The following is a 21,044-nucleotide window of genomic DNA, read 5'->3' on the forward strand; positions in this document are numbered from 1 at the left end:
CCTGGAGAAGTGCTTTGACCGTTTCCCGTACCACCCCCGTGCTGACCTGGCTGCCCCTGATCTCACGCATCATCGCCGCGTTGTTCGGCGGCTATGTGCTGGCCGCACTGTGCAGCATCGCCGCACTGGCGCTGCCCATCGATGGTCGCCAGGCCGTGTTCACCGGCATGCTGGCCAGCTTCCTGCTGTACGCCGGCGCCGTGGTCTGGGTGTTCGCGGTGCGCTCGGCGTGGCGCGCGTGGCTGGGCCTGCTCATCGCCGCGTTGCCCTTGTGGTTGATCGCACAGACGGTCGGCAACGGAGGCGCTGCATGAGCAAGGTCGATCGCACCCCCAAGCCACGCGGCATCCGCCAGACCATGTCCGACCTGCATATCTGGGTCGGGCTGCTGGCCGGCTGGATCCTGTACGCGATGTTCCTCACTGGCACTGCCAGCTACTTCCGCGACGAACTCTCGCGCTACACCCGCCCGGAAATCGCCACACCGTCCACGTTGCCGGACGCCGCCACGGTCGCGCAGCGTATCGTCACGGCGATCATGGCCGACACGCCTGCGGCCAGCCAGATCAACCTGGGCCTCCCGAGCACGCGCATGCCGTGGGTGTCGGCGATGTGGGCCAGCCCGGGTGGAAGAGGCCGACATGGTTTCGACTCGAGCCTGTTCGACGCCAGCACCGGCGCGCCGCTGCAGGCACGCGAGACCGGCGGCGGCGACTTCTTCTACGCCTTCCACTTCAACCTGCACTACATGCCGGCGATGTGGGGCCGCTGGATCGTCGGCCTGTGCGCGATGTTCATGCTGGTGGCCATCGTCAGCGGCGTGATCACCCACAAGAAGATCTTCGCCGACTTCTTCACCTTCCGCTGGGGCAAGGGCCAGCGCTCATGGCTGGATGGGCACGCGGCGCTGTCGGTGCTCGGGCTGCCTTTCCATTTCATGATCACCTGGAGCGGCCTGGTGATGCTGTCGGTGCTGTACATGCCGTGGGGCCTGGCCAAACTGCCGGACAAGCGCCAGCAGGCCGAGGTGGTCAGCGAGATGCGCCTGTTCCTGCCACCGCAGAAGGCCGCCGGCCACCCTGCTCCGCTCACCAATGTCGGTGCGCTGGTGCAACAGGCCGAGCGGCGTTGGGGAGCCGGCGCTGTAGGCAGCGTGCAGGTGCAGAATCCCGGCGACGAGAACGCACGCGTGGCCGTAGTGCGTGCGCAGTCCAGCCGCGTTTCGACCACGCCGAACTATCTGCTGTTCGACGGCAGCGGTGGGCAGCTGCTGCAGGTCAAGGAACACTCGGGCGTTGCCGCCGATACCCAGGGCGTGCTGTATGGCCTGCACCTGGGACGCTTTGCCGACGCTGCGCTGCGCTGGCTGTACTTCATCGTCAGCCTGGCCGGCACGGCCATGGTCGGCACCGGGCTGGTGCTGTGGACGGTCAAGCGCCGCGCGCAGCTGCCCGATCCGCAGCGACCCTACTTCGGCTTCCGTCTGGTCGAGCGGCTCAACATCGCCACCGTCGCCGGCCTGTCGGTGGCGATGACCGCCTACCTATGGGCGAACCGCCTGCTACCGACTGCCATGGACGGGCGCGCGGCGTGGGAGGTGCATGTGTTCTTCCTGGTCTGGGCGGCCATGTTCGTGCACGCCACGCTGCGCACACCGAAGCGTGCATGGATCGAACAGTTCCTGCTGGCGGCATTGCTGCTGGCGCTGCTGCCGGTGCTGACCGCGGTGACCACGCTGCATCCGCTGTGGCACACGCTGGCCGCGGGCGATTGGGCGTTTGCCGGCACCGACCTTACCCTGCTGGCATTGGCCGCCCTGCACATGCTACTGGCCTGGCGCACCTGGCGGCATGCGCCGAAGGTGAAACGCGCGCGGCCGTCTGCCGCGTCACGCACTGCGGCACCGGAGGCCAGCGCATGATCCACGTCATTCTGTTCGTGTTGTCGCTGGTCGCGTTCGCCTGCCTGGCACTGGCGATGGAACGTCATCAGCGCGATGTGTTGCATCGCGTGTTGAGCGTGCACGCCGTTCAACAACTGCGCGCAGTCGGTTGGGCGCTATTGGTGTTCAGCGCCGTGTTTGCCGTGCGCGGGTTGGGCGTGGGCTTTGGCTTGGCCGCATTGTCTGGACACACCAGCGTTGCCGCGGGCGTGGTGGTGCTGGCGATGGTGGCGCATGGGCGGTGGAATCGGTAGATGCCCACCTTGGTGGGCACCCATACACCACGGCGCCAACCAAGGTTGGCGACTACCGGGCCTGAGCGGCGTTGCTTTGGTAGCTGCCCACCTTGGTGGGCACCGATGCATCGCGGCGCCAACCAAGGTTGGCGGCTACCTGGACCAGCAGGCACCCATGCGCCGCTCGACTCTACAGAAAAGCTGCCATGCGCTGCAGTTCGTCTTCCAACGCGCCACGAAACACCTTGTCGCGGGCCAGTGACTTGCCGGCATAGCCCACGCTGGACGCCAGTTCACCGTCGCGCACACTGAGATTGGCCCAGCCCACCACCTGATCGTGCCACAGCACCGGCAACGCGTAGTAGCCGTATTGGCGCTTCGGCGCAGGCGTGTAGGCCTCGAACTTGTAGACCCAGCCCCACAGCAGCTCGAAGCGGCGGCGGTCCCACACCACCGGGTCGAACGGCGCCAGCAGGCGCACCTGTTCGTCCGGCGCGTGCCGGCGCGAGCGCGGGTTCTCGTCGGCCGGCCAGTACCAGGTGGTTCCGTCCAGCGTGCAGCTGGCCAGCTGTTGCCTGGCCAGCTTCAACGCCTGCCGGGTCTGCTCGGCCAGATGCGGTGCGCCGTAGCCCAGCAGGCGTACCAGATAGGTCAGGCTGGCCGATGGCAGCGGCGCGTACTTGCGTACCACCAGGTCGATCAGGGCGGCGGCACGTTCGATCTGCGCCTGCTCGCTGGCATCCGCCTCGGCGTGGTCGGCCACGGCGTAGATGCGGGTGCCGCTGTCGCGCCGCTGCACGCGCAGCAGGCCACGGTAGTGCATGCCATCCAGCAGGTGCGTGCTGGCATTGCTGGTGCCGCCCCAGTAGTTGGTCACCCGGCCATGCGCGAACGCCTGGTCAACCTCGCGCGGATGCACGCTGCCGCGCTCGCGCACGAAGGCCAGTACGTCCGCCGCGCGGCGTTGGGTCTCGGCGTCCCACGCGCGCCTGGACACGCGCGGATGCATCAGCGCCAGATGTTCGCGCGGCAGGAACCCGTAGTTCACCAGGCAATCTTCTTCCACCGGCAGGCGCGTGTAGCGCCGCTCCAGGTCACCGGCGCGGTAGTCCTTCACCCGATGGCGCAGGGTCAGGTCCTGCGCGCGTGCCGGTGCCCGGATCGGGTCGGCCTGCACGAAGCCCAGGCGCCGGATCGCGGTCAGCAACGTGGTGGGTTTGAACAGCGTGCGCGCCACCGCATAGCGGCGCAGATCATCGAGAGTGGGCTTGGCAGGCATGGCCGCATTGTAGATCCACGCCCTGCGTGGAAGGGGCCATGGCGAACCGTGCAACGGCATCCTCGCAGGGCGTGCATCTACCGAAGCCGCGATACTTCCAGCGAACCGATTACCAGCGCCCGCATGCCCTGCTTGAACTCGGTGATCACCTGTCCCTCTTCGTCGTCCGCGATGGCGTAGATGGTGTCGGCACCGGCGATGCAGTAGAAGGCGATCGTGGCCAGCAGCCAGCGCGCCTTGTCCACCGGCAGGCCAAACACCTCGGCCACGTGCGCCTGATGCGAGGCGATCTTCTCCAGCATCGGCGCGGTCGCCACCGTGCGCCGCAGCAGGTACGGAGGCAGCCCGGGATGCGCCTTCACCACCTCGCACAGGGACTCCACGAACCCCATCAGGTAAGCCTCCAGCCCGCCCGGTGTGTCGACCGACGCGCGCGGAATCTGCCAGCGTTGGAACACCGCCTCCGCCACCAGGCGCTTCAGTGCCTCCAGGTTGGCCACGCGCTTGTACAGCGCCGCCTGGGTCACCGCCAGTTCGGCGGCCACGTTGGCCATGGTCAGGTTGGGCAGGCCCAGTCGGATGCCGATGTCGGCCAGGCGCTCCGGGGTGATGGTGGGCGGGCGGCCACGGGTCGGCGCCGTTGGATCGGGGTACGTGCTCTTACGGGGTGTGTTCATACCCTGCTGAGGGTGCCAGCAAAGGGACCCTCTTGTCCGCTTCCATTGATTTAGTTTACTTTACTCAACTAATTAGGAATGCGCCGGGTTCGCAACCCCGCCGCCGTCCGCAATCGAGCCTATGGCTCACTTCCCGCCAGGTCCCCACCCAGCCGACAACCCTGCGCTGCGCCCTCCCCCGTGCTTGCCGATGGCAGCGCGCCAGGCGCGTTCGCGCCCGCGATTCACAGGAACCTGGCATGACCGTGTACGACCTTCCCTCCCCGTTGCAGCGCGCCGCCGCCGGTACGACCCGCGTGCTGAACCATCCGCCCGGCATGGCCCGGCGCTACCGGGTGTGTGCGCTGGCACTGGGGATGCTGGCCTCGTTTGCCGCGCTGGCCGAACCGGCGCCGTCCACCCTGCCCTCGGTACAGGTGCAGGAACAGCGCCGGGTGACCGGCGACTATGCCGGCGGCCAGGTGGCCTCCGGCAGCCGGGTCGGCCTGCTCGGCGACAAGGACTTCATGGACACGCCGTTCAGTACGGTCAGCTACACCGAAGCCTTCATCCGCGACCGCCAGGCCAAGGACCTCACCGACGTCATCGCCGCCACCGACCCTACGGTGTTCAGCAACGGCGTGACCGGCGCCTGGAGCGAGAACTACGCCATCCGCGGCTTTGCTTCCAGCACCAGTGATACCACCTTCAACGGCCTCAGCGGCATGGCGCCGTACTACCGCACCTCGCCGGAGATGTTCGAGCGCATCGAGGTCTTGAAGGGTCCGTCCGCGCTGCTCAACGGCATGCCGCCGGGCGGCTCGGTCGGTGGCAGCGTCAACCTGGTGCCCAAGCGTGCGGGCGAGCAGCCATTGATGCGGGTCAGCGCCAACTTCGCCTCCGATGCGCAGTTCGGTACCCATGTGGATGTGGGCCGCCGGCTGGGTGCCGACAAGCAGTTCGGCATCCGCTTCAACGGTGCTTACCGTGATGGCGACGGCGCGGTGGGCAAGCAGCGCAAGAAGGTGCAGCTGGGTTCATTGGCGCTGGACTGGCACGGCGAGCGCGCGCGCCTGTCGGCCGATCTGTACAGCGCCGACGACCGCGTGGACGGTCCGGCCCGTGGCGTCGGCCTGGCACCGGGCGTCGCCATTCCGCGGCCACCGCGCGGCGACACGCTGATCAATCCGGACTGGGCCTACGTGGACAGCCGGGACAAGGGCGCGATGCTGCGCGGTGAGCTGGACATCAACGATCACCTGATGGCCTACCTGGCCTATGGCACCAGCAAGACCGACTACCGCTACAACGGCTCGATCAGTGCGCAGATCCTCAACCCGGCCGGTGACTTCACCACGGTGATGGGCCAGCTGGCCTTCGACATCAAGAAGCAGTCCGGTGACGCCGGCCTGCGTGGCAGTTTCCGCACCGGCGCTGTCGGCCACCAGTGGGCTGCCAACGTGACCCACTACCAGCACACCCAGAACGACTATGGCCGCCGCAGCGTGCCGGGCTGGGACTGGACCACCAACCTGTACAACCCGGTGTGGGGCCCGGCCGCACCCTTCGTTGCACCGCATATCTCGCACACCGAGCTGCGGCTGGACAGCCTCGGCTTCGCCGATACCCTGTCCTTTGCCGATGACCGCGTGCAGCTGACACTGGGCGTGCGTCGCCAGCAGGTGGTCAGCGAGACCTTCAACGTGGCCAGCGGCGCACGCACCTCGCGCTATGACGAGAGCGCCACCACCCCGGCGGCCGCGCTGCTGGTGAAGGCCACCGACACGCTCTCGGTCTACACCAACTACATCGAAGGCCTCAGCCAGGGCGCCACCGCGCCAATGACCGCCGCCAATGCCGGCGATGTGTTCGCACCGTTCCGCACCAAGCAGAAGGAGCTGGGCCTGAAGCTGGACCTGGGCGGCTTCGCGCACACCTTCAGCGTGTACGAGATCAAACGCCCGAGCAGCTACACCGACCCGGTCACGAATATCTTCTCGTTCGGTGGCGAGCAGCGTAACCGTGGCGTGGAATGGGGCTTCTTCGGTTCCCCAATGGACGGCGTGCGCCTGCTGGGCGGCGTGGCCTACGTACAGCCGAAGCTGACCCGCACGGCCGGCGGCGTGAATGAAGGCCGCATCGCCACGGCGGTTGCGCAGCGCCAGGCCAAGCTGGGTGTGGAATGGGATGTGCCTGCGCTGGAAGGCGTGACCCTGACCGGCAACGCCACCGCGATGTCGAAGCAGTACATCAGTGCGGACAACCGCCTGTCGGTGCCGGGGCGCACGGTGTTCGATGTGGGGGCGCGCTACAGCACGACGATGGCGGGCCGACCGCTTGCCCTGAGAGCGAGCGTGAACAACGTGACCAACAAGGCGTATTGGGGCATGCCGTTGTTGTCGAGCCTGGCGCTGGGGGCACCGAGGACAGTGATGTTGTCGGCCACGATGGATTTCTGAAAGGCATCCACGCATGGCGTGGATCTACTGCACTACCTGTAGGCAAAAAGCGCCCGAAGCCGATGATGCTTCGGGCGCCATTGCTTCACGTGTGAAGCGTCAGCCTGCCCTCAAGGAGTGCTCACCATTTATCAGAGAAACGGCCAATGTACTCCGCCCTTGAGTTCATGTTCTCGAGCACCTTCTCCTGCCCTGGATTGAAGGCCCAGCGGCCGTCCGGCAGCATCCGGTGCGGTGTCGGGTAGAACGGGAACTGGTCGCCGGAGCCAATGACCTGTACGGGTTTCGCAACAGTGTTGTTCGGAACACCCAAAGCAAAGCCTGCACTACGACGGAACGTGGATGTGGGGCACGTGAGCGCCGTGGCAATGACGAAGGTCTTCTCGGTATACGAAATGTGGCTCGAATCGCAGACCTCGGTATTCCAGCGGTTGCTGCCGCCATAGTAGATGCCGTCTGCACGATGTTTCTTGACCAGCGCCTGCACATTGGGATCGCGAGCCAGATCGGCCGGCACGCGCCTGAGGTCCACGCCCGGGTAGGTGAAGCTCTCGATCTGGCTGCCGACCACCCTGTAGCGGAACGTGGCACCGGAGTTCTCCAGTGCCTCGTTGGCCAGCCGGAGGTTCTCGTCCATGAGCATCAACGCATCCCATCTGCGCGGGACCTCCCCGGAGCTCATATCGAGTACACGTACCAGGTCGATGGTCGTGGTTTCACGCTCCCAAAGGCCGCGATCGTTCACGCGGAACGCGATCTTCTCGTTGCTGAGCACGGAGACATTGAGGCTATCGGCGACGATGTTCATCGTGTTCACAGGATGACCCACGGCAATCACGCGAAGCCCCTGCCGCGGCTTGGGAAGGATGACCCTGGGCGTGATCGTGCCGCTCACCGGCGCGGTCACTTCGATCACGCCATAGCCCTCATCCTGCAGCCGGACTTCCCTCTGGTAGGTTGTATCAACCTTGCGAACGGGTTGACGCAGTTGATGCCAACGGTCCTTCTCGGCAACGAAAACATACTCGTACTCGTCGCCACGGCGCAGGGGGAGATCCTCGTTGTTGACCCTGGTCTTCGAGTCCCAGGTTGCGTTCGAGCGCAGAATGATCCGGTCCCGGTCATAGGGCTTGCGCGGGGGGACCAATGGAGACGCCCAATCACCATCCTCGAGCTCCACGACAGTACGGGACGCAATGCGGAGGTCGTGGTCTTTTACGGGTTTCTTTTTGTAGGGCGCATGTGCCCACATCCATTGACGGGCGACGGGATCGAATTCGACGCGGACCGATTCCCACGGCTCAACATCCATGCGCTGACCGGGGAATGGCGTATTTGCTCCCAGTACCTGGGTCGTCCATGCTGCCTTGTTGGTGATGGTGATCGAATCAAATGCGTTGCCTGCAGGGGGCAGCGTCAGTTCACCGGCATGCTTGCCATCACGCAGTTCAATGACGGAAATCAGCTCGCTGTTGGCTGGAATCTGCCATCGCGGCGCATTGGGAGGGCTCTGCGTCGGGTTACTGAAAGGAAAAGTGAGCCCGCCCTGCTTGCGCGAAGAGAAAAGAACGGAGCGGCCGGCAGCCAGCTTGAGCGGTTCGCCGGGAACGTTCCAGATGGGGCCATGGATTTCCAGCGTCTTTCCGCTGGCGGTTGCATTGTTGATGATGTCCAGGAGCCTGAGTTCTTCAGGGAGACGTATCTTGTCCATCCAGTCCCTCTCACCCACATAGAACTCCGTAACCCTGCAGTCAACGTTTGGAGGCAGGTAGACATTTGGCAACTGTTCCTTGAATCCAATGTCTTCCGGCGTCCAATACGTGGTTCCACAATAGGGAGCCGCGGCAACTGCGGACGTGGATGCCAGGCACAGGGCCAGGCCAAGCGTGGTGCGTGAGCGTTTCAAACAAACCTCGTAATCAGCATGGAACGGTACGACCTTTGGCGGACGTGAAACCGCCGAAAGGAACCTGGAAGCGTCGCCACCGGCAGACGCTTCTTCCATAGGACTGCGATGAAAGGTTGCCTGATTGAACGTTTGCAGATGCTGCGGCGCCATGGTGATCTGCCGAAAGCATCCACGCAAGGCATGGTTCTACGGATCCTCGGCCTTCCATTTCATTCCGGGTGCAGGCGGTAGATGGCGTGGTTCGTCAACGCCAACGCGGCCAGTTTCAGCCCTTCCATCACGCGGTCGCCTACGTACTGCTCGGGGCCGCCAGTCTGCCGGGCGCGTTCGGCGGCCAGCGAAATTTCCTGGACGACGCGCAGGCCCGCCAACGCGCCATCGGCATCGGCCAGCGCCAGGCATCGGCCGGGCAGTTGATGGCGCTCTGGCCAGGGCTGGCCGTCAGCCGCTGCGCCACGGCCGATCTGGTGCAGCAACGCGATCAGGTTGTTGGGATCAGGTGGTGCGGCGCCCCCCTCTTCGGCATTGGCCGGGGCGTACTGGGCGCGCAGATGGGGAATATCCGATGCGTTCATGGCAGGTCTCCGTGCAAGGCATACGGGACCGCCGCGCTTAACAATGGCGGCGGACGGTACGTGTGTGGAAACCGGTGACTAGTGCTATTAGCCGGCGGATGCGCTTGCGCACACCCCACGTACCGCCCGCCATGGAACGCGAACGGATTGCCAGCCGGCGCCGTTCGAGGCGACGCCGGCTGGCAAGCGTGGCCAGCACATAGTCATCGGGTTTCCACACCCGGCCGCCCTTTTTCGGCGGCAACCCATCCTAGTACAGGGCATCCGGGCGATGGCCAGGCGATTTCCGAGAACTGGAAGGGCCATCATGCAGCGGGCGGCATTGTCGCATACTGGCAAACAAACCAGAACGCCCTTCTTTTCAGCGATTTACAACGTCTACAGGGGCGGAAATTCAACCCGGGCAAGGGCCCCGAACAGACCCAGCCCGTCCAACCAAACAGCGGTATCGGCTGTTCAATCGCGACATCACACATTCACCCTGCAGCACCGCGCGCGTCTGCCTAGGGGTATTCCAGCACGAGCCGGATCGTCGCGTTGGCAGGCCCGGCCAGGATGTCCTTCGCGTCTTTGGACGTCTGCACGTAACGCGCCTTGAACGCCTTACTGAGGCGCCCCGCTGCCAGCGTGCTGCCGAACGGAAATGTCTTTTCAAGGGGAATGGGTTGATTGGCACCCTCACCATGCAGCATCTGAATGCCCACGCCCCTGGCACCACCAGATACCGCCACGACGCCCCTTGCCGCGTCAATTACAGCACTGTCACCCGTGGATTCCAGATAGAACAGGATATCGCCCACATCCGCTTCGCAATGGACCGACACATCGAAATCCCTTGGCTCGCTGCCACTGAACTGTCCTGAGAATCGTGCCATCGGCACCGACCCCATGTTGACGTGCGTTGCCTGCGGGAAACACATGGGCCGGTTGGTCACGTTTACAGGGGCGCCTTGACTCGACATCCTCGACAAGAACCATACGGTGGACCAGTCATTGACACGAATGTCGCCAAGCATCACGCCCTGGCTCACGTAATCTCCCGGCGGGATGTCCCCCGTCTTGATGTAACGCACCCGCATTTCGGGATAGGGCCAGGAGTTCCGGAAATCGATCTTCCCGTTGTTGCCCTCCGTAAGGGGGAGGAATTCCAGGCCCGATACGTAGGTGGAGCGTATCGCCGCGACCAGGCCAAGACCTGGAACTCCAGTAGCGAAGATGCCGTAGGTGGATTTACCGTCCTCTATGTAAGTGCCTACTGCCGTCGCTTCGACATAGAGATTCATCGTTCCAGTGTCCGTACAGCCGCCGATGTTCACCACGCTCCCCGTAAGCCAAGGTGACACTGGGCGGCCTATCGCGGTTCCATTAGGCGTGATGCTTGTCGCAGGGACAGAAAAATCGCCCTCCCCCGATTTGTCACAGCGTGCGTACGCGCATTGCTGAACAGCCAACAGAAAAATGCCCCCAATACATGCAGCAATTCTGTGTGGAAGTGAATTCAGAGAGCTCATACGCACGATTCACCTGCCCTGATCAGATCGAGCCGCAGGACAATGCCGCAGCCCGCCGTTCTAGAGTTCAAATGACGTCCTGAAGGCCATCGCGCATCTTCAGCGCGCAATGGAGCGGGAACTTCGATGCAACCTTCCCTCGTCGTCTATCCAGTCGAAGCGAACCTCTGCGGTGGCGGCCATGCCCGGGGGCAGAGCAACTTCAATGTCTGCCATGGGCGGAACGAACGGGTTGTCCAGCTCCTCCTCCCGCGCCCCGTTGAGCACCACCAGGCTACCCAGATTGATCACATATGGAGAGCGGTTCGATACTTGTAGCCTTCGCACATCTCCCTCGCCCACAAGGCGGAATGTCAAAGCCTTGTCCTGATCGGGGCCGGGCGGGGCGAGCCCCTCTGGCCGATAGAGCACCTTATATCTGCTTCGTACAGCCAGTTCCAGCACATTCTGCGAAGCATCTGATTGCTTTGATGGAACTCCAAGGATGTTCAGCCAGTAGAGGTGCTCCACACTGTCACGCGGGGCTATCGTCGGGATACTGCGGATACGAAGGTAATTATCTTTCCCCGATTCCAGTCGCACGACCGGCGGTGCAAGCACGAAGGGGGCCTTTGAGGCCTCCGGCAGTTGATCCGGCGCTCCGTCAGAGATCCAGGCCTGGACGAGAACAGGTGCGCTGCTCATGTTTTTGATGGGGACCACCACTTCCCGTTGCGCAGCGGGGTAGACAATCCGCGTGCCGGGAATGGCGATCTGGGCCTGCGCTGGCCCCATGGAGGCTATCGCGCACACGACAAACGCAGCAAGGGCACAGATCCTGCGTACTGCCAGAATGGACGGCGGCTTGGGGGAGCCCGGAATCATTGTGTTCATTCCAGCCAACTCAGGAGGGTTGAGGGATGACATCAATCTACCGCATCCCCATGGTGTCCTGCATCGCCGCCACTTCAAGAGGAGTATGGGCAAGGGACATCCAGCTCTTTGACTTTACCGAAAGCGATCTTCAAGGGTAGTCCACACGATACCTGACGCGCGCCTCGATCCTACCAGCCTCCAGCTTGCTGGCATCAGGCTCGGTACGAATATATCGGGCCTTGAAATTTTCGCTGCGCAACCCGTCGGCACTGCTGCTGCCAAAGGGGTAGGCGCGTCCAATGCTGATCGGATCGCCTGCGGCATCCAGCAGCTGGATGCCGAATCCTACCGCCTCACCCGTCGTTCCAATGATGCCAAGGCTACGATCAATGCTCGGGGTAACTTCTTCAAGATAGTATCCGACACGGCCAGCGCTCGCTTCGCACAGCATTTCGACGGAATAGTCCACATCGGGCCCCTTCGAGTTGACCTCCTCGAAGGCGGGAATCGCAGCCATGCCCATCAGCACGGTCTTCGGCTGGACATGGCAGAGAGGCCGGTGCTCGACCGTTACCGAAACCGAGGCGACCTCGTGGGTCTGCCGATCCAGAACCCCCCCGTTGCTATTCCTCCTCAATGTGAGCTCAGTCAACTGCAGCTTGCTCGCAACATAGTCATCCGGCGTCGTATTGCCGGTCTTGATGAACCTGACGGCAATATCCTGATAGAGAGAGGTCTGCCGGCCAGCTGCACTCGGGATACCCTGAGTAGTGCTGCTACCGGCTCGTATGGGGTGATAGTCGCGCACGTTATAGTCGTCCCTCAGGGTGTTGACTCCCACGATCATACCTACGCCCGGAATGGATACGTCGTATATCGAAAAGGTCTTGTCCCCTTCTTTGAAAGTCCCTATTTCTGTGCCCAGGCCTTCATACTGGAAGTACTCGCCCTGGCTTGAAGCACCACAGGCGGCCACCTCTTGTTCATCGGTCTTCCTCCACGACGTCAATGCCTCACCTGGTTCTGCGGCATTGCCTACGATCGTGATTGGCGCCGAAACGGCAAACTCACGGGTGGGTGAACCCCAGATTACACAGGCTGCGGAAGCGCTGCCCGCAAGTCCAGAGCCGCAAACAAGCACGGCTAGTTTCAGCCAGGTATCAATACTCATGGAATCTGCCTTCAATGTTTCTGGAATGAACGACCTAGCGAACGTCGCCGACGCTGGAAGCAATCTCAGCTTCAGCGTTCCGACACTGTGCTGGCAGCACATCACCGGTGGCGACCTCGCGTAGGTCATAGGAAATACGGCACTGTTGCCCTTCACCCGTACCATGACGGACGAACAGCTCACCCTGCTCTTCAATCCCGCGTACCCACAGACGGCTGCCTTGACCCACCACTCCGACGATCGTTCCGTCTGAGGTGGTCACATCCGTACCGAACGGTAGCGGCGTACCATCGGCCAGCAGGGCTTCAATCAGGGCATTGCGACCGGTTTCCGTCGGCAGCACCATTCTTACGATGGCACCTGCATTCGGAATGGCCGTCACCGATGCTGCGCTCAGTTCCACATCCATCGACAAGCCGGTCGGATCCACACTCAGCTCATTGCGGCGGAAGGGGCTCATGTACGGCACCACCGCGTAGCCACGCGAGTCGGTCTTGACGTTGGTCATCTGACCTACGCCAACGCCCCCCGCACCCGGAATATGCACCAGACCCATGGTCTCACCCATGCGCTGGGCAAGTGTCAAGCCGCCACTGTGCAACATCAGGCCGCCAGACGCGCCAAGGGCCAGCTGGCTGGACGACGTGGTCCGGTTGTAGGACCCGGTCAGATTCACCGTCGGCAACTGGTAGTTCGCTCCGATACCGAAACTGGTGCGACCATCATCCCTGGCCAACGAGGCGTTGTAGCTGCCTTGCCACTGGTCACCAATCGCCCCCGTCACACCCAGGCGTTGGCCGCTCCGGCCATCGCTGTCGCGACTCAGGCTGGCGCTCACCCGTGGCGCAGCCGGCGGCGTTCCCAGCGGCATGCTGAAGCTGAGATACACACTGTTGCTGGCCTTTGCCTTACCCGTTGAGAACAAGGACGACTCCAGCGTGCGCCTGGCACTGATGGAATAGCTGCCACGGCCAAGCCGGTTGCTATACCCCAGCGAGTAGTTGGTCTGGCGGCGGTTGTCGCTCCAGTAATCCGTGGTGCTGCCGTTGAAGTACAGGCTGCCCCTGCCCTCGCTCAGGCGCTGGTTCACCGTCAGATCCAGGCGGCTTCGCTGCCGGCCGGTCAGGTCATAGTCATCAGTGCGCGGCTGCGCACGCAGGCGCATCGCATCATTCAGCGACAGGTACTCGCTGGTCGAGTAGCGGTAGGCCGCCAGCGTGATGTTGGTGCTGTCACCAAACAGCGCCTTGTTGAAGGCAACGCGATACGACTGACCACGCCGGCGTTCGCTCGAAACCGAATCGTTGCCAGGCAGTCGGGCATCACTGAAGGTGACGTCACCCGAGAGTGAACCGACCGGCGTGTTCCAGGCGCCGCCCAGCACCAATGCGCTGTAGCCTGGCGCCGCCGTGCCACCGGCATAGCCGGTGAACTGATTGCTCAGACCCCGGCGCAGCGTGGCCTCGACGAAGCCCGGATCGTCGCCAAAGGCCTCGTCGCGCAGCTGGCCAGCCGTCAGGCTGTAGCGCAGCTGGCCGGGCCGCAGCAGCTGCGGCATTGCCGTGTACGGGACGATGAATCGCTCCACACGGCCGTCAGCCTCAGTGATCTCCACTTCCAGATCGCCACTGGAGCCGGTGCCATAGAGATCGTCAATCTCGAAGGGCCCCGGCGCAACGGTGGTTTCATAGATGACATGGTCACGCTGACGGACCGTAACTCGCGCATTTGTCTGCGCCACGCCGCGCACAACCGGCGCAAACTCGCGCTGCGATTCCGGCAGCATGCGCGCATCCGAACTAATGTTGATGCCGCGATAGTTGACCGACTGCAGCATGTCGCCCTGGGTGGACGAATCGCCCAGGCGCAGCTGGGCCCCCAGCTTCGGCAGGTTGCGCTGCACATAGGTATTGCCGGCCGAGTAGTTCGTTCCTTCGGCGGTATGCTGTAGATAGCCACTGTGGCGAAGGCGCCACTGGCCCATGTTCAGACCGGCATCCACGGTCATGCTGGTGTGCACGCGCTCCTGGCCACCGCTTTGCTGGCGGCTGTGGCTGATGCTGTAACCCAGTGTTGCGGCGGTGATTCCATGTTCCCACAGCGCCGGGTCGACCCAGCCGCGCGGATTGCGGCTCAGGTACAGTTGCGGGATGGTCAGCCGCAGGGTCTGCTCGGCCACGTCGAACTCGCTGCTCGCACCCGGCACATAAGCCGAAAGCGGACGGCACGTAGCCTCTTCGGGCAACGGAAGCAGGGTGCCACCTTCGGCGGCACCGGACTCCCGCAAGGCATCCAGGCGGGCTCGATTCAGCCCCATCTGCTCGAACAATGCGGGATCAAGGCAAATGCGGACCTCATCGAGCTCATTCAATCGGGCCACCAGATCCTGACGCCCAACAAGAGCATCATTGATCATGATGTCAGCGTTGTACGTGCCAGGCAGCAGGTCGCCTCGTTCGAAACGAGCCAGATCCAACCCTGCACTCCCGCCAAACAGCATATCGGCATTGAACTCAACCTTGGGCGCAGCCACTGCAGACATGGGCAGCAGCGCAGCCACGACTGCCACCGCCAGAGGGGCGCGGCAAGGAGCTAGATGCAGGCGATGTCGATTCATGACAGTCATCCAAAGATTGGGTAAAGCTCGCCCTTGCCGGCCAGGGCCAGCACGTGGTTCGAGCGGATTTGAGCGAAGTTCGACGGCCGATTAATCGACCTGGAGATCTGCGGTGCGCTCGATGACCGAGCCGTACTCGGAGATGAACTTGAACTTGACCAGTGCGCCGTGATGCTGCAAAGAACCGCCAGCAAGGGGGAAATCTTTGCTGGACTTCGGCGCAATCATGCTGACGTCCGCAACCTCGATGCTGCGATCACCTGCAACGACGGTGGCCGCCACCGCACTGATGTGGAACAGACTTTCGTTGTGGGCCCGCAGCACCCAAGCGTTGCCACTGCGGGCAATGCTCCAATGCAGGCTGTCGATCGCCGTCGTTGGGTTGATCTTGCTTATCGCCTGCGGCCTATAGAACAGCTTGATTCGATTGCGGACCGCGATGTTCAGCATCGATCCGCCCTCGCTAGCCGCTTCACCGCGCGCCGGAACGTCCAATACATTCAGGGAATAAACACTCTCTCGATCCTGCGGAAGGTCAGCCCCTGCAAAACGGATGCGCAACACCTGCTGCTTCCCGGCATCCACACGGACCACCGGCGGAAGCAGCACGAAGGGAGCCTTCGAGGCAGCCGGATTTCCCTTGACCCCGTACTCATCCACCCAGGCCTGAACCAGCGAAGGCGTACTGCCCGCATTCTCAATTCGAACGCTGGCCTCCTTTGCTCCTTCAGGGTAGATCACGCGTGTCGACTCGATAGCGATTCGTGCGTCTGCCTGCGGCGAGACGATGGCCGCCGACGTACACAGCGCGAGCCATAGAGCATTGCGAGCGATCATGTTCATGAGGAAGTTCCCAATGGATGAAGTGGCTGATGGGGGCGGATTGCCGCCCCCAACATGAGGAGGCTCAGTAGTTCTCGACGTCGAAGACCAGCTTGCCTGCGAAGTCACCTTCAACGAAATCACCACCAGTCTTGGTCTTCTTATAGCGGGCGAGGAACGAGTACTTGAACTCACCACCGCTCTTAGCTTGGTCCAGCTCATCGGTGATGCTGCCGAGGTTCAGCAGCTTTTCGGAGCCACCATCAGTGCGGTACAGCGCCACAGCGATGGATGCACCACCGCTGTCCGTATTCGCGATGTACCCGTTCGAATCCAGATCACTGGCGCCGGTATCGATGTGCAGCTTGGCGTTATCCTTCGAGCACGTTGCGCTGGAACCGCTCGCACCGGCCTTCAGGGTCACGTCGAAGGCGCGATTACCAGCATCTGCGTTGCTGTCGAGGTTGCCCGAGCTGATCTGGCCCAGAGCAATCGTGGTGCCTTCTGAGTAGTCGATGGTGCAAGTCGCGGCAACGATACGGCCAGTGAAAGTGATGGTGCCATCCGCGGCATTGGCCGAAGCAGCAGCGCCCAGCGACAGCGCGGCGGAGAGAGCAATTGCAAGCTTGTTCATGTTGTTGAATTCCTGTTTAGGGTTTGTGGTTTTGCGTTCAAGCCGCGCGTTCATGGGCTTGAGCGAAGGGCATTCCCTTCGAGAGGAAATGCTACGGATGCCGTGCGTGGGCAGGCATAGGACAACGACGAGTTATGTCGCACCTGCCCATGCACGGCAGGCCGTTCAGAAAGCCAGGCGAGCGCCCAGGTGGAACTCGCTGGAGGTCAGGTCCAGGCGCATCTTTTCGTCCTGCAGGCCGCGGGCATTGCCGAAGGTGTTCCACCCGCTTTCGGTCGTGCCCATGTCCACGTAGCGGTAGCCTAGGTCGACCGTCATGCGGTCGGAGGCGGCCACCGAAACACCGGCGCCGACCGACCACGCCAAGCCGGTGCGGGTGGTGGTGTCGTAGCGGCGGCTGGTGTTGCCCTGCCAGCCACCGGACTTCAGCTGGGCCAGGCCGGCACCGGAGCTGCCGTATACCGACCACGCATCGTTGATGGCGAAATCGCGATACGCATTGAGCATCAGCCGCTGCGAGCTGACTTCATGGTTGTTGAAGCTGGTGGCGAACAGGCTGGAGCCGCTGGTATAGGTATCGTTGCGGCGCAGCGTGTATTCGCCTTCGGTGCGCCAGCCATTGCCATGCGCATGACCGAAGCCGATGGCGCCGGTGACGAAACGCTGGTGCTCGTCGCCCGCAACAAAGCGGCCGATGCCCGGGCGGGCGCTGGCATCCATGTTGTTGGCACGATGGTCGGCATCGATGATGCGGGCGGTGGCGTAGTAGCCGTTGGGGGTTTCGGCATTGGCCAACTGCGGCAGGCAGCAGGCCGCCAGCGCAGACAGCGCAAAGGCGTTCTTCAAGTGAATCTCCAGATAGGGAAGCGCGCAGGGCGCGGCGTAGGCCGCCGCGCCCTGCAAGGCGGCAATCAGCGGATCGGCTGCTGCATCCAGCGGCGCTGGGCAGCGTCGTAACGCAGCACCAGAGGAATGCCCTTCGGCACGTACGTACCTCCCGCCATGTTGGTGTTGTCCGGCAGTACTTCGGTGAACTTGGCGCCATACACGTTGGCGATCTGGAAGACGTCGCCCTCGTTGCCTTCAGCCGGCAGGCGCATCGTCGGCTGCATGTCGACGTCCACGGCCGGGTTGCCCAGCAACACGTGGTTCCAGCGAGCAACGGGCGCCTGCAACTGGGCAGCCGGCTTGACGCGGACATTGCCTTCGCGCACGTCCCACTTGCCATCAGCACCGAACACGAAGCTGCAGTTCTGGCGGGACTCGCAGGTCGACGTTGCGCCGTTGGCAACGGCATCGCCCCCCACCTGGACATCGTTGCTGGTGCTGTTGGCCACGACCAGCACCGCACCCTGCGGTGCCCATGCCGGCAGCTTCACCTGATTGGCCCACTTGGTGGTGTCGTACAGGCCCACCTGGGTCACCAGATGATCGGACATCGGCACCTCGAGCGTGTCCTTGCGCTGGCCATACACCACACGGGAGGACTCGCCGTTATTGACATCCCAGCGCTGGTGACTGTCGCTCCAGCGCAGCACGATGTTGCTCAGGTTCTCCACCGGGATATACGACTGCGCCGCAAATGCAGTGCGGGCGGAGCTCAGCGTTGCATACTTCGATGACAGCGAGCTGAGGATGACCATATCCCCCTGCTTGGGCTGCTTCGGCAGCGCAAGCTTCGGCACCCAGTCGGTGTCAGACAGCTCGAAGTACAGCGTGCTGTAACCCGAAGGCATGTTGCCACTGCCGTTGTTGGTGGACGGGGTCAGGTAGCCTTCAGCGGCCGAAGCGGCGGCCGGGGCCAGGCACACCAGCAGGGCGGCGAGCAGGTTATTGCGACGCGAATTCTTCATCAGAACAGTTCTCTCGATACGGGATGGGCCGGCACTCTGCGACGCAGCGCGTGCAGCGGTGCACAGCCCGGCCACGATGGCCGAATCCCTCTCTTCAAGCTGTCTGACTCGTCCGAATTTTCACTCGATCTTCACTGCATGCAGGCGGGGCCAGGAACAGCCCCGCCTGCGCGCGCCGACGCCCCTACTTCGGCTGAAGCATCCAGATTTTCCTGAGGGCATCGAAATGGAAGGCGTGGATTCCGCTGCTCACTCGCGGCACTGCCGACGACCCGCCGCGTCACTGCCGTCTCGAAGCTCGATGTCGTTGCGCTCGGTGCCGCTGAGCGAAGGCCGTGCGTCGGCGGGTGCCTGCACCGGCAGTCTGAGCACCGTGTGCGCCCACCCTTTGTCGTGCAGTTGGATGAGGGTGAGGCCGCGCGGCTGGAGGGTCGCGTCATGCTCGTCGGGTGCCGGCGCCAGCGGGCGCGAGGTCATTTCATCCAGCGCCGGGAACGTTGTGTCCGCGGCATCCAGGCGCGCCGGTGCGGCCGCACGGGAGGCGCCACTGCCGTCCTTGCTTGCAGGCGTCAGATGGACGTCTGCAGCCCAGGCCAGCCCTGGGGACAGGCTTGCCATCAACGCCACAGCCAGGCCAGTGCAACGTGTTCTCTTCATCAAGACGGCTCCATCGAGAGGACACCGGCCGCCAGATACCGCTACGCATCTGTGCTGCCACCGGCATCGCCAACGTGCGCCGAATCACTCAATGAAGCTATCTGACCTGTCCCATTCCCAATCTGCGTTCACGCCTTGTGCCGCGCGTGCAATGGCATCGGGTGTGGTTCATGCCCACAGGTACACGGCGCCGCCAGTTCGGTTTCCCATTCTCCCCGCATCTGCCTGCGCTTCAGCGGCGAGGCATACAGATAATCGTTGAGAAGCTCCATGAAGCGCTTCTGCCTGCTCGGAGTCAGCTGGGCAAAGCTCCACATCAGCGAAGCGATATGGGCATCAAGTAGTGACGGCACGGCGACTCCACGCAGGTCGGCAATCGATGCGTCCACCGTAGCGCCCTCATCCTGCGATTCCATCGGACAATGTCGGGTTGCGAGGTGCTCATCCATCATCGCTGCCCTCGGGAAGGCCACGTGCCACCTGCGAGGCCGAGACCATGCCCTGGTCCAGCGCGTAGTCGAAGATCTCGCTGGTACGCTTCAGGCCCAGCTTGCGCATGGCCGAGTGCTTCTGCGTGCTGACGGTCTGCCTGCTGCGCTTGAGCTGTTCGGCAATCTCCTTCTGGCTCATGCCATGGGCGATCATGCGCAGCACTTCGATTTCGCGCTTGGTCAACGCGACGTCCTGCAACTGCTCCAGTTGCTGCACGATACTGGCGGAGAGATAGCCGTCGCGGCGGAATGCGGCGCGGATGGCCAGCGCCAGGTCCGCTGCGGGATCCAGCTTGCCGACAATGCAATCCACGCCCGCCTTGCCGATGCTGGCCAGCACCTGCACGCCGGAGATGCTGGTCAGCACCACCAGGGGCAGCTTCGGAAAGCGCCGCCGCAGGAAGCCCAGCATCGCCACGCCGTCGCCATACTCGCCGCCCGGCATCGAGAAGTCGGTCACGACCACATCCACGCCATGCTTGCTCAGGGCCTCGACCAATGCCGTAGAATCGCCGGCAGTGGCGACGATGTCGATTCCAGGCTCCTGGGCCAGCGATTCACGCACCCCGGCAAGAATGACGGGATGGTCATCGGCGATGACAATGCGGATGTTCATGACATGATGTCCTTGCGGTTCTTCACTGTTCTGTCGGTGCCGGTAGCCGGCACGCCGTTCCTTCCTGCTTCCATCGGATACCCGCCTTGATGAACTCGCTGGCCATTCGCGTTGCCGTTGCTGACGATCACCCGGTGATCCGCCTGGGAGTGCGGAGGACCCTTGAGGAAGCGCCGGCCATCCAATGCATCGGTGCGGTGGCCGACTCGACCGAGCTGGTCGCTCTGCTCGAGCGCGAGCCCTGCGATGTGCTGGTGACCGACTACGCGATGCCCGGCGGTGCGTTCGGCGATGGGCTGGAACTGCTGGGCTACCTGACGCTGCACTTCCCTTCCCTGCGCATTGTGGTGATGACCGGGTTGGATCAACCCGGGTTGATCCACCGGCTTGATGACAGCGGTGTGGCTGGCATCCTCAGCAAGTCCGACGACCCCTCTCAGATAAAGGCAGCGGTGATGGCGGCCTATGCGCATCGCCGCTATTACTCCCCGTCCGTGATGGACATGATGCGGCACAGGGAGCAGCGCCGGGTAACGACGCTTTCGCCGAAGGAACTGGAGGTTGTGGCCTTGTTCCTGGACGGATTGACCGTCACCGAGATCGCGCAACGCCTGAAACGCAAGAAGCAGACCGTCAGCACGCAGAAAGTCAACGCCATGCGCAAGCTCGGCATCGTGAAGGATTCTGAGATCTTCTCGTTCGCTGCCGATCTTGGATTGAAGGAGACTGACCCGAAGCGCTGAGCGTACGTTCTTTCCTGG

20 protein-coding genes are annotated in these 21,044 nt (G+C 63.1%); 5 read left to right on the forward strand and 15 right to left on the reverse strand.

Features of this window, described 5'->3' with window-relative positions:
• Positions 1-14 precede the first annotated feature (14 nt).
• The 3 genes from B9Y82_RS09020 to B9Y82_RS09030 are packed head-to-tail and all read left to right on the forward strand — an operon-like array spanning position 15 to position 2,196.
• Positions 15-314 carry a DUF3649 domain-containing protein gene (locus tag B9Y82_RS09020; RefSeq protein ID WP_100472551.1) on the forward strand — a complete coding sequence of 100 codons (300 nt, stop codon included), beginning with the start codon at positions 15-17 and terminating at the stop codon, positions 312-314.
• The gene (locus tag B9Y82_RS09025; protein ID WP_100472553.1) at positions 311-1,921 is read left to right on the forward strand and encodes a PepSY-associated TM helix domain-containing protein; all 1,611 of its coding nucleotides are present in this window, start codon (positions 311-313) and stop codon (positions 1,919-1,921) included. The genes B9Y82_RS09020 and B9Y82_RS09025 overlap by 4 nt, the downstream gene beginning before the upstream one ends.
• Entirely contained in the window at positions 1,918-2,196 is a 279-nt protein-coding gene (locus tag B9Y82_RS09030) for a DUF3325 domain-containing protein (protein WP_100472556.1), read from the forward strand. Before B9Y82_RS09025 ends, B9Y82_RS09030 begins: the two co-directional genes overlap by 4 nt.
• 172 nt (positions 2,197-2,368) lie before the next feature.
• Here B9Y82_RS09030 and B9Y82_RS09035 read toward each other — a convergent pair whose 3' ends face one another.
• Together B9Y82_RS09035 and B9Y82_RS09040 are read right to left on the reverse strand one after the other, a co-directional pair.
• On the reverse strand, positions 2,369-3,457 hold the full coding sequence (locus B9Y82_RS09035; protein ID WP_100472558.1) for a DNA glycosylase AlkZ-like family protein: 1,089 nt from the start codon (positions 3,455-3,457) through the stop codon (positions 2,369-2,371).
• A 77-nt stretch (positions 3,458-3,534) separates the two neighbouring features.
• Entirely contained in the window at positions 3,535-4,134 is a 600-nt protein-coding gene (locus tag B9Y82_RS09040; protein WP_100472561.1) for a TetR/AcrR family transcriptional regulator, read from the reverse strand.
• A 239-nt stretch (positions 4,135-4,373) separates the two neighbouring features.
• Between B9Y82_RS09040 and B9Y82_RS09045 the strand changes: the two genes are divergently transcribed.
• Positions 4,374-6,572 (forward strand): TonB-dependent receptor, encoded by a 2,199-nt coding sequence (locus tag B9Y82_RS09045; RefSeq protein ID WP_100472563.1) that lies wholly within the window; start codon positions 4,374-4,376, stop codon positions 6,570-6,572.
• A gap of 121 nt (positions 6,573-6,693) precedes the next feature.
• On the opposite strand, the gene B9Y82_RS09050 is transcribed toward B9Y82_RS09045, so the two are convergent.
• The 13 genes from B9Y82_RS09050 to B9Y82_RS09110 form a co-directional block, all read right to left on the reverse strand.
• Positions 6,694-8,631 (reverse strand): hypothetical protein, encoded by a 1,938-nt coding sequence (locus B9Y82_RS09050; RefSeq protein ID WP_157804611.1) that lies wholly within the window; start codon positions 8,629-8,631, stop codon positions 6,694-6,696.
• 59 nt (positions 8,632-8,690) lie between these two features.
• Positions 8,691-9,056, reverse strand: a complete 366-nt coding sequence (locus B9Y82_RS09055; RefSeq protein ID WP_100472565.1) for a hypothetical protein — start codon at positions 9,054-9,056, stop codon at positions 8,691-8,693.
• A 503-nt stretch (positions 9,057-9,559) separates the two neighbouring features.
• Positions 9,560-10,339 carry a fimbrial protein gene (locus B9Y82_RS09060; protein ID WP_157804613.1) on the reverse strand — a complete coding sequence of 260 codons (780 nt, stop codon included), beginning with the start codon at positions 10,337-10,339 and terminating at the stop codon, positions 9,560-9,562.
• Positions 10,340-10,666: 327 nt separating this feature from the next.
• The gene (locus tag B9Y82_RS09065) at positions 10,667-11,473 is read right to left on the reverse strand and encodes a fimbrial biogenesis chaperone (RefSeq protein ID WP_100472567.1); all 807 of its coding nucleotides are present in this window, start codon (positions 11,471-11,473) and stop codon (positions 10,667-10,669) included.
• A 97-nt stretch (positions 11,474-11,570) separates the two neighbouring features.
• A complete protein-coding gene (locus B9Y82_RS09070; RefSeq protein WP_157804615.1) occupies positions 11,571-12,593 on the reverse strand; it encodes a fimbrial protein in 1,023 nt (340 codons plus the stop codon).
• Between the two features lie 34 nt (positions 12,594-12,627).
• A complete protein-coding gene (locus tag B9Y82_RS09075) occupies positions 12,628-15,210 on the reverse strand; it encodes a fimbria/pilus outer membrane usher protein (protein ID WP_202908122.1) in 2,583 nt (860 codons plus the stop codon).
• 90 nt (positions 15,211-15,300) lie between these two features.
• Positions 15,301-16,053: a fimbrial biogenesis chaperone gene (locus B9Y82_RS09080; RefSeq protein WP_100472573.1), complete on the reverse strand. Its 753-nt coding sequence runs from the start codon at positions 16,051-16,053 to the stop codon at positions 15,301-15,303.
• A 64-nt stretch (positions 16,054-16,117) separates the two neighbouring features.
• On the reverse strand, positions 16,118-16,666 hold the full coding sequence (locus tag B9Y82_RS09085; protein WP_157804617.1) for a fimbrial protein: 549 nt from the start codon (positions 16,664-16,666) through the stop codon (positions 16,118-16,120).
• Positions 16,667-16,831: 165 nt separating this feature from the next.
• Positions 16,832-17,512 (reverse strand): outer membrane protein, encoded by a 681-nt coding sequence (locus B9Y82_RS09090; protein ID WP_100472578.1) that lies wholly within the window; start codon positions 17,510-17,512, stop codon positions 16,832-16,834.
• A 65-nt stretch (positions 17,513-17,577) separates the two neighbouring features.
• Positions 17,578-18,519: a hypothetical protein gene (locus B9Y82_RS09095; protein ID WP_100472581.1), complete on the reverse strand. Its 942-nt coding sequence runs from the start codon at positions 18,517-18,519 to the stop codon at positions 17,578-17,580.
• Between the two features lie 249 nt (positions 18,520-18,768).
• Positions 18,769-19,176, reverse strand: coding sequence for a hypothetical protein (locus B9Y82_RS09100; RefSeq protein WP_100472584.1), 408 nt, complete (start codon positions 19,174-19,176; stop codon positions 18,769-18,771).
• Between the two features lie 128 nt (positions 19,177-19,304).
• Complete coding sequence (locus B9Y82_RS09105) at positions 19,305-19,628, reverse strand: hypothetical protein (protein ID WP_157804619.1); 324 nt, start codon at positions 19,626-19,628, stop codon at positions 19,305-19,307.
• On the reverse strand, positions 19,618-20,283 hold the full coding sequence (locus B9Y82_RS09110) for a response regulator transcription factor (RefSeq protein ID WP_100472590.1): 666 nt from the start codon (positions 20,281-20,283) through the stop codon (positions 19,618-19,620). Before B9Y82_RS09110 ends, B9Y82_RS09105 begins: the two co-directional genes overlap by 11 nt.
• 89 nt (positions 20,284-20,372) lie before the next feature.
• Between B9Y82_RS09110 and B9Y82_RS09115 the strand changes: the two genes are divergently transcribed.
• Entirely contained in the window at positions 20,373-21,026 is a 654-nt protein-coding gene (locus B9Y82_RS09115; protein WP_100472594.1) for a response regulator transcription factor, read from the forward strand.
• The last annotated feature ends 18 nt before the right edge of the window (positions 21,027-21,044 follow it).

This window comes from Stenotrophomonas maltophilia (assembly GCF_002799155.1).
In the GTDB taxonomy this organism is placed as follows: Bacteria; Pseudomonadota; Gammaproteobacteria; order Xanthomonadales; family Xanthomonadaceae; genus Stenotrophomonas; species Stenotrophomonas maltophilia_R.

What these genes read in the sequence shown, in the direction of transcription:
- B9Y82_RS09025 (WP_100472553.1), top strand. Translation starts at nt 311, where the DNA reads ATGAGCAAGGTCGATCGCACCCCCAAGCCACGCGGCATCCGCCAGACC.
- B9Y82_RS09030 (WP_100472556.1), top strand. Translation starts at nt 1,918, where the DNA reads ATGATCCACGTCATTCTGTTCGTGTTGTCGCTGGTCGCGTTCGCCTGC.
- B9Y82_RS09035 (WP_100472558.1), bottom strand. Translation starts at nt 3,457, where the DNA reads ATGCCTGCCAAGCCCACTCTCGATGATCTGCGCCGCTATGCGGTGGCG.
- B9Y82_RS09040 (WP_100472561.1), bottom strand. Translation starts at nt 4,134, where the DNA reads ATGAACACACCCCGTAAGAGCACGTACCCCGATCCAACGGCGCCGACC.
- B9Y82_RS09045 (WP_100472563.1), top strand. Translation starts at nt 4,374, where the DNA reads ATGACCGTGTACGACCTTCCCTCCCCGTTGCAGCGCGCCGCCGCCGGT.
- B9Y82_RS09050 (WP_157804611.1), bottom strand. Translation starts at nt 8,631, where the DNA reads ATGGCGCCGCAGCATCTGCAAACGTTCAATCAGGCAACCTTTCATCGC.
- B9Y82_RS09055 (WP_100472565.1), bottom strand. Translation starts at nt 9,056, where the DNA reads ATGAACGCATCGGATATTCCCCATCTGCGCGCCCAGTACGCCCCGGCC.
- B9Y82_RS09060 (WP_157804613.1), bottom strand. Translation starts at nt 10,339, where the DNA reads ATGAATCTCTATGTCGAAGCGACGGCAGTAGGCACTTACATAGAGGAC.
- B9Y82_RS09065 (WP_100472567.1), bottom strand. Translation starts at nt 11,473, where the DNA reads ATGTCATCCCTCAACCCTCCTGAGTTGGCTGGAATGAACACAATGATT.
- B9Y82_RS09070 (WP_157804615.1), bottom strand. Translation starts at nt 12,593, where the DNA reads ATGAGTATTGATACCTGGCTGAAACTAGCCGTGCTTGTTTGCGGCTCT.
- B9Y82_RS09075 (WP_202908122.1), bottom strand. Translation starts at nt 15,210, where the DNA reads ATGAATCGACATCGCCTGCATCTAGCTCCTTGCCGCGCCCCTCTGGCG.
- B9Y82_RS09080 (WP_100472573.1), bottom strand. Translation starts at nt 16,053, where the DNA reads ATGAACATGATCGCTCGCAATGCTCTATGGCTCGCGCTGTGTACGTCG.
- B9Y82_RS09085 (WP_157804617.1), bottom strand. Translation starts at nt 16,666, where the DNA reads ATGAACAAGCTTGCAATTGCTCTCTCCGCCGCGCTGTCGCTGGGCGCT.
- B9Y82_RS09095 (WP_100472581.1), bottom strand. Translation starts at nt 18,519, where the DNA reads ATGAAGAATTCGCGTCGCAATAACCTGCTCGCCGCCCTGCTGGTGTGC.
- B9Y82_RS09100 (WP_100472584.1), bottom strand. Translation starts at nt 19,176, where the DNA reads ATGAAGAGAACACGTTGCACTGGCCTGGCTGTGGCGTTGATGGCAAGC.
- B9Y82_RS09105 (WP_157804619.1), bottom strand. Translation starts at nt 19,628, where the DNA reads ATGATGGATGAGCACCTCGCAACCCGACATTGTCCGATGGAATCGCAG.
- B9Y82_RS09110 (WP_100472590.1), bottom strand. Translation starts at nt 20,283, where the DNA reads ATGAACATCCGCATTGTCATCGCCGATGACCATCCCGTCATTCTTGCC.
- B9Y82_RS09115 (WP_100472594.1), top strand. Translation starts at nt 20,373, where the DNA reads ATGAACTCGCTGGCCATTCGCGTTGCCGTTGCTGACGATCACCCGGTG.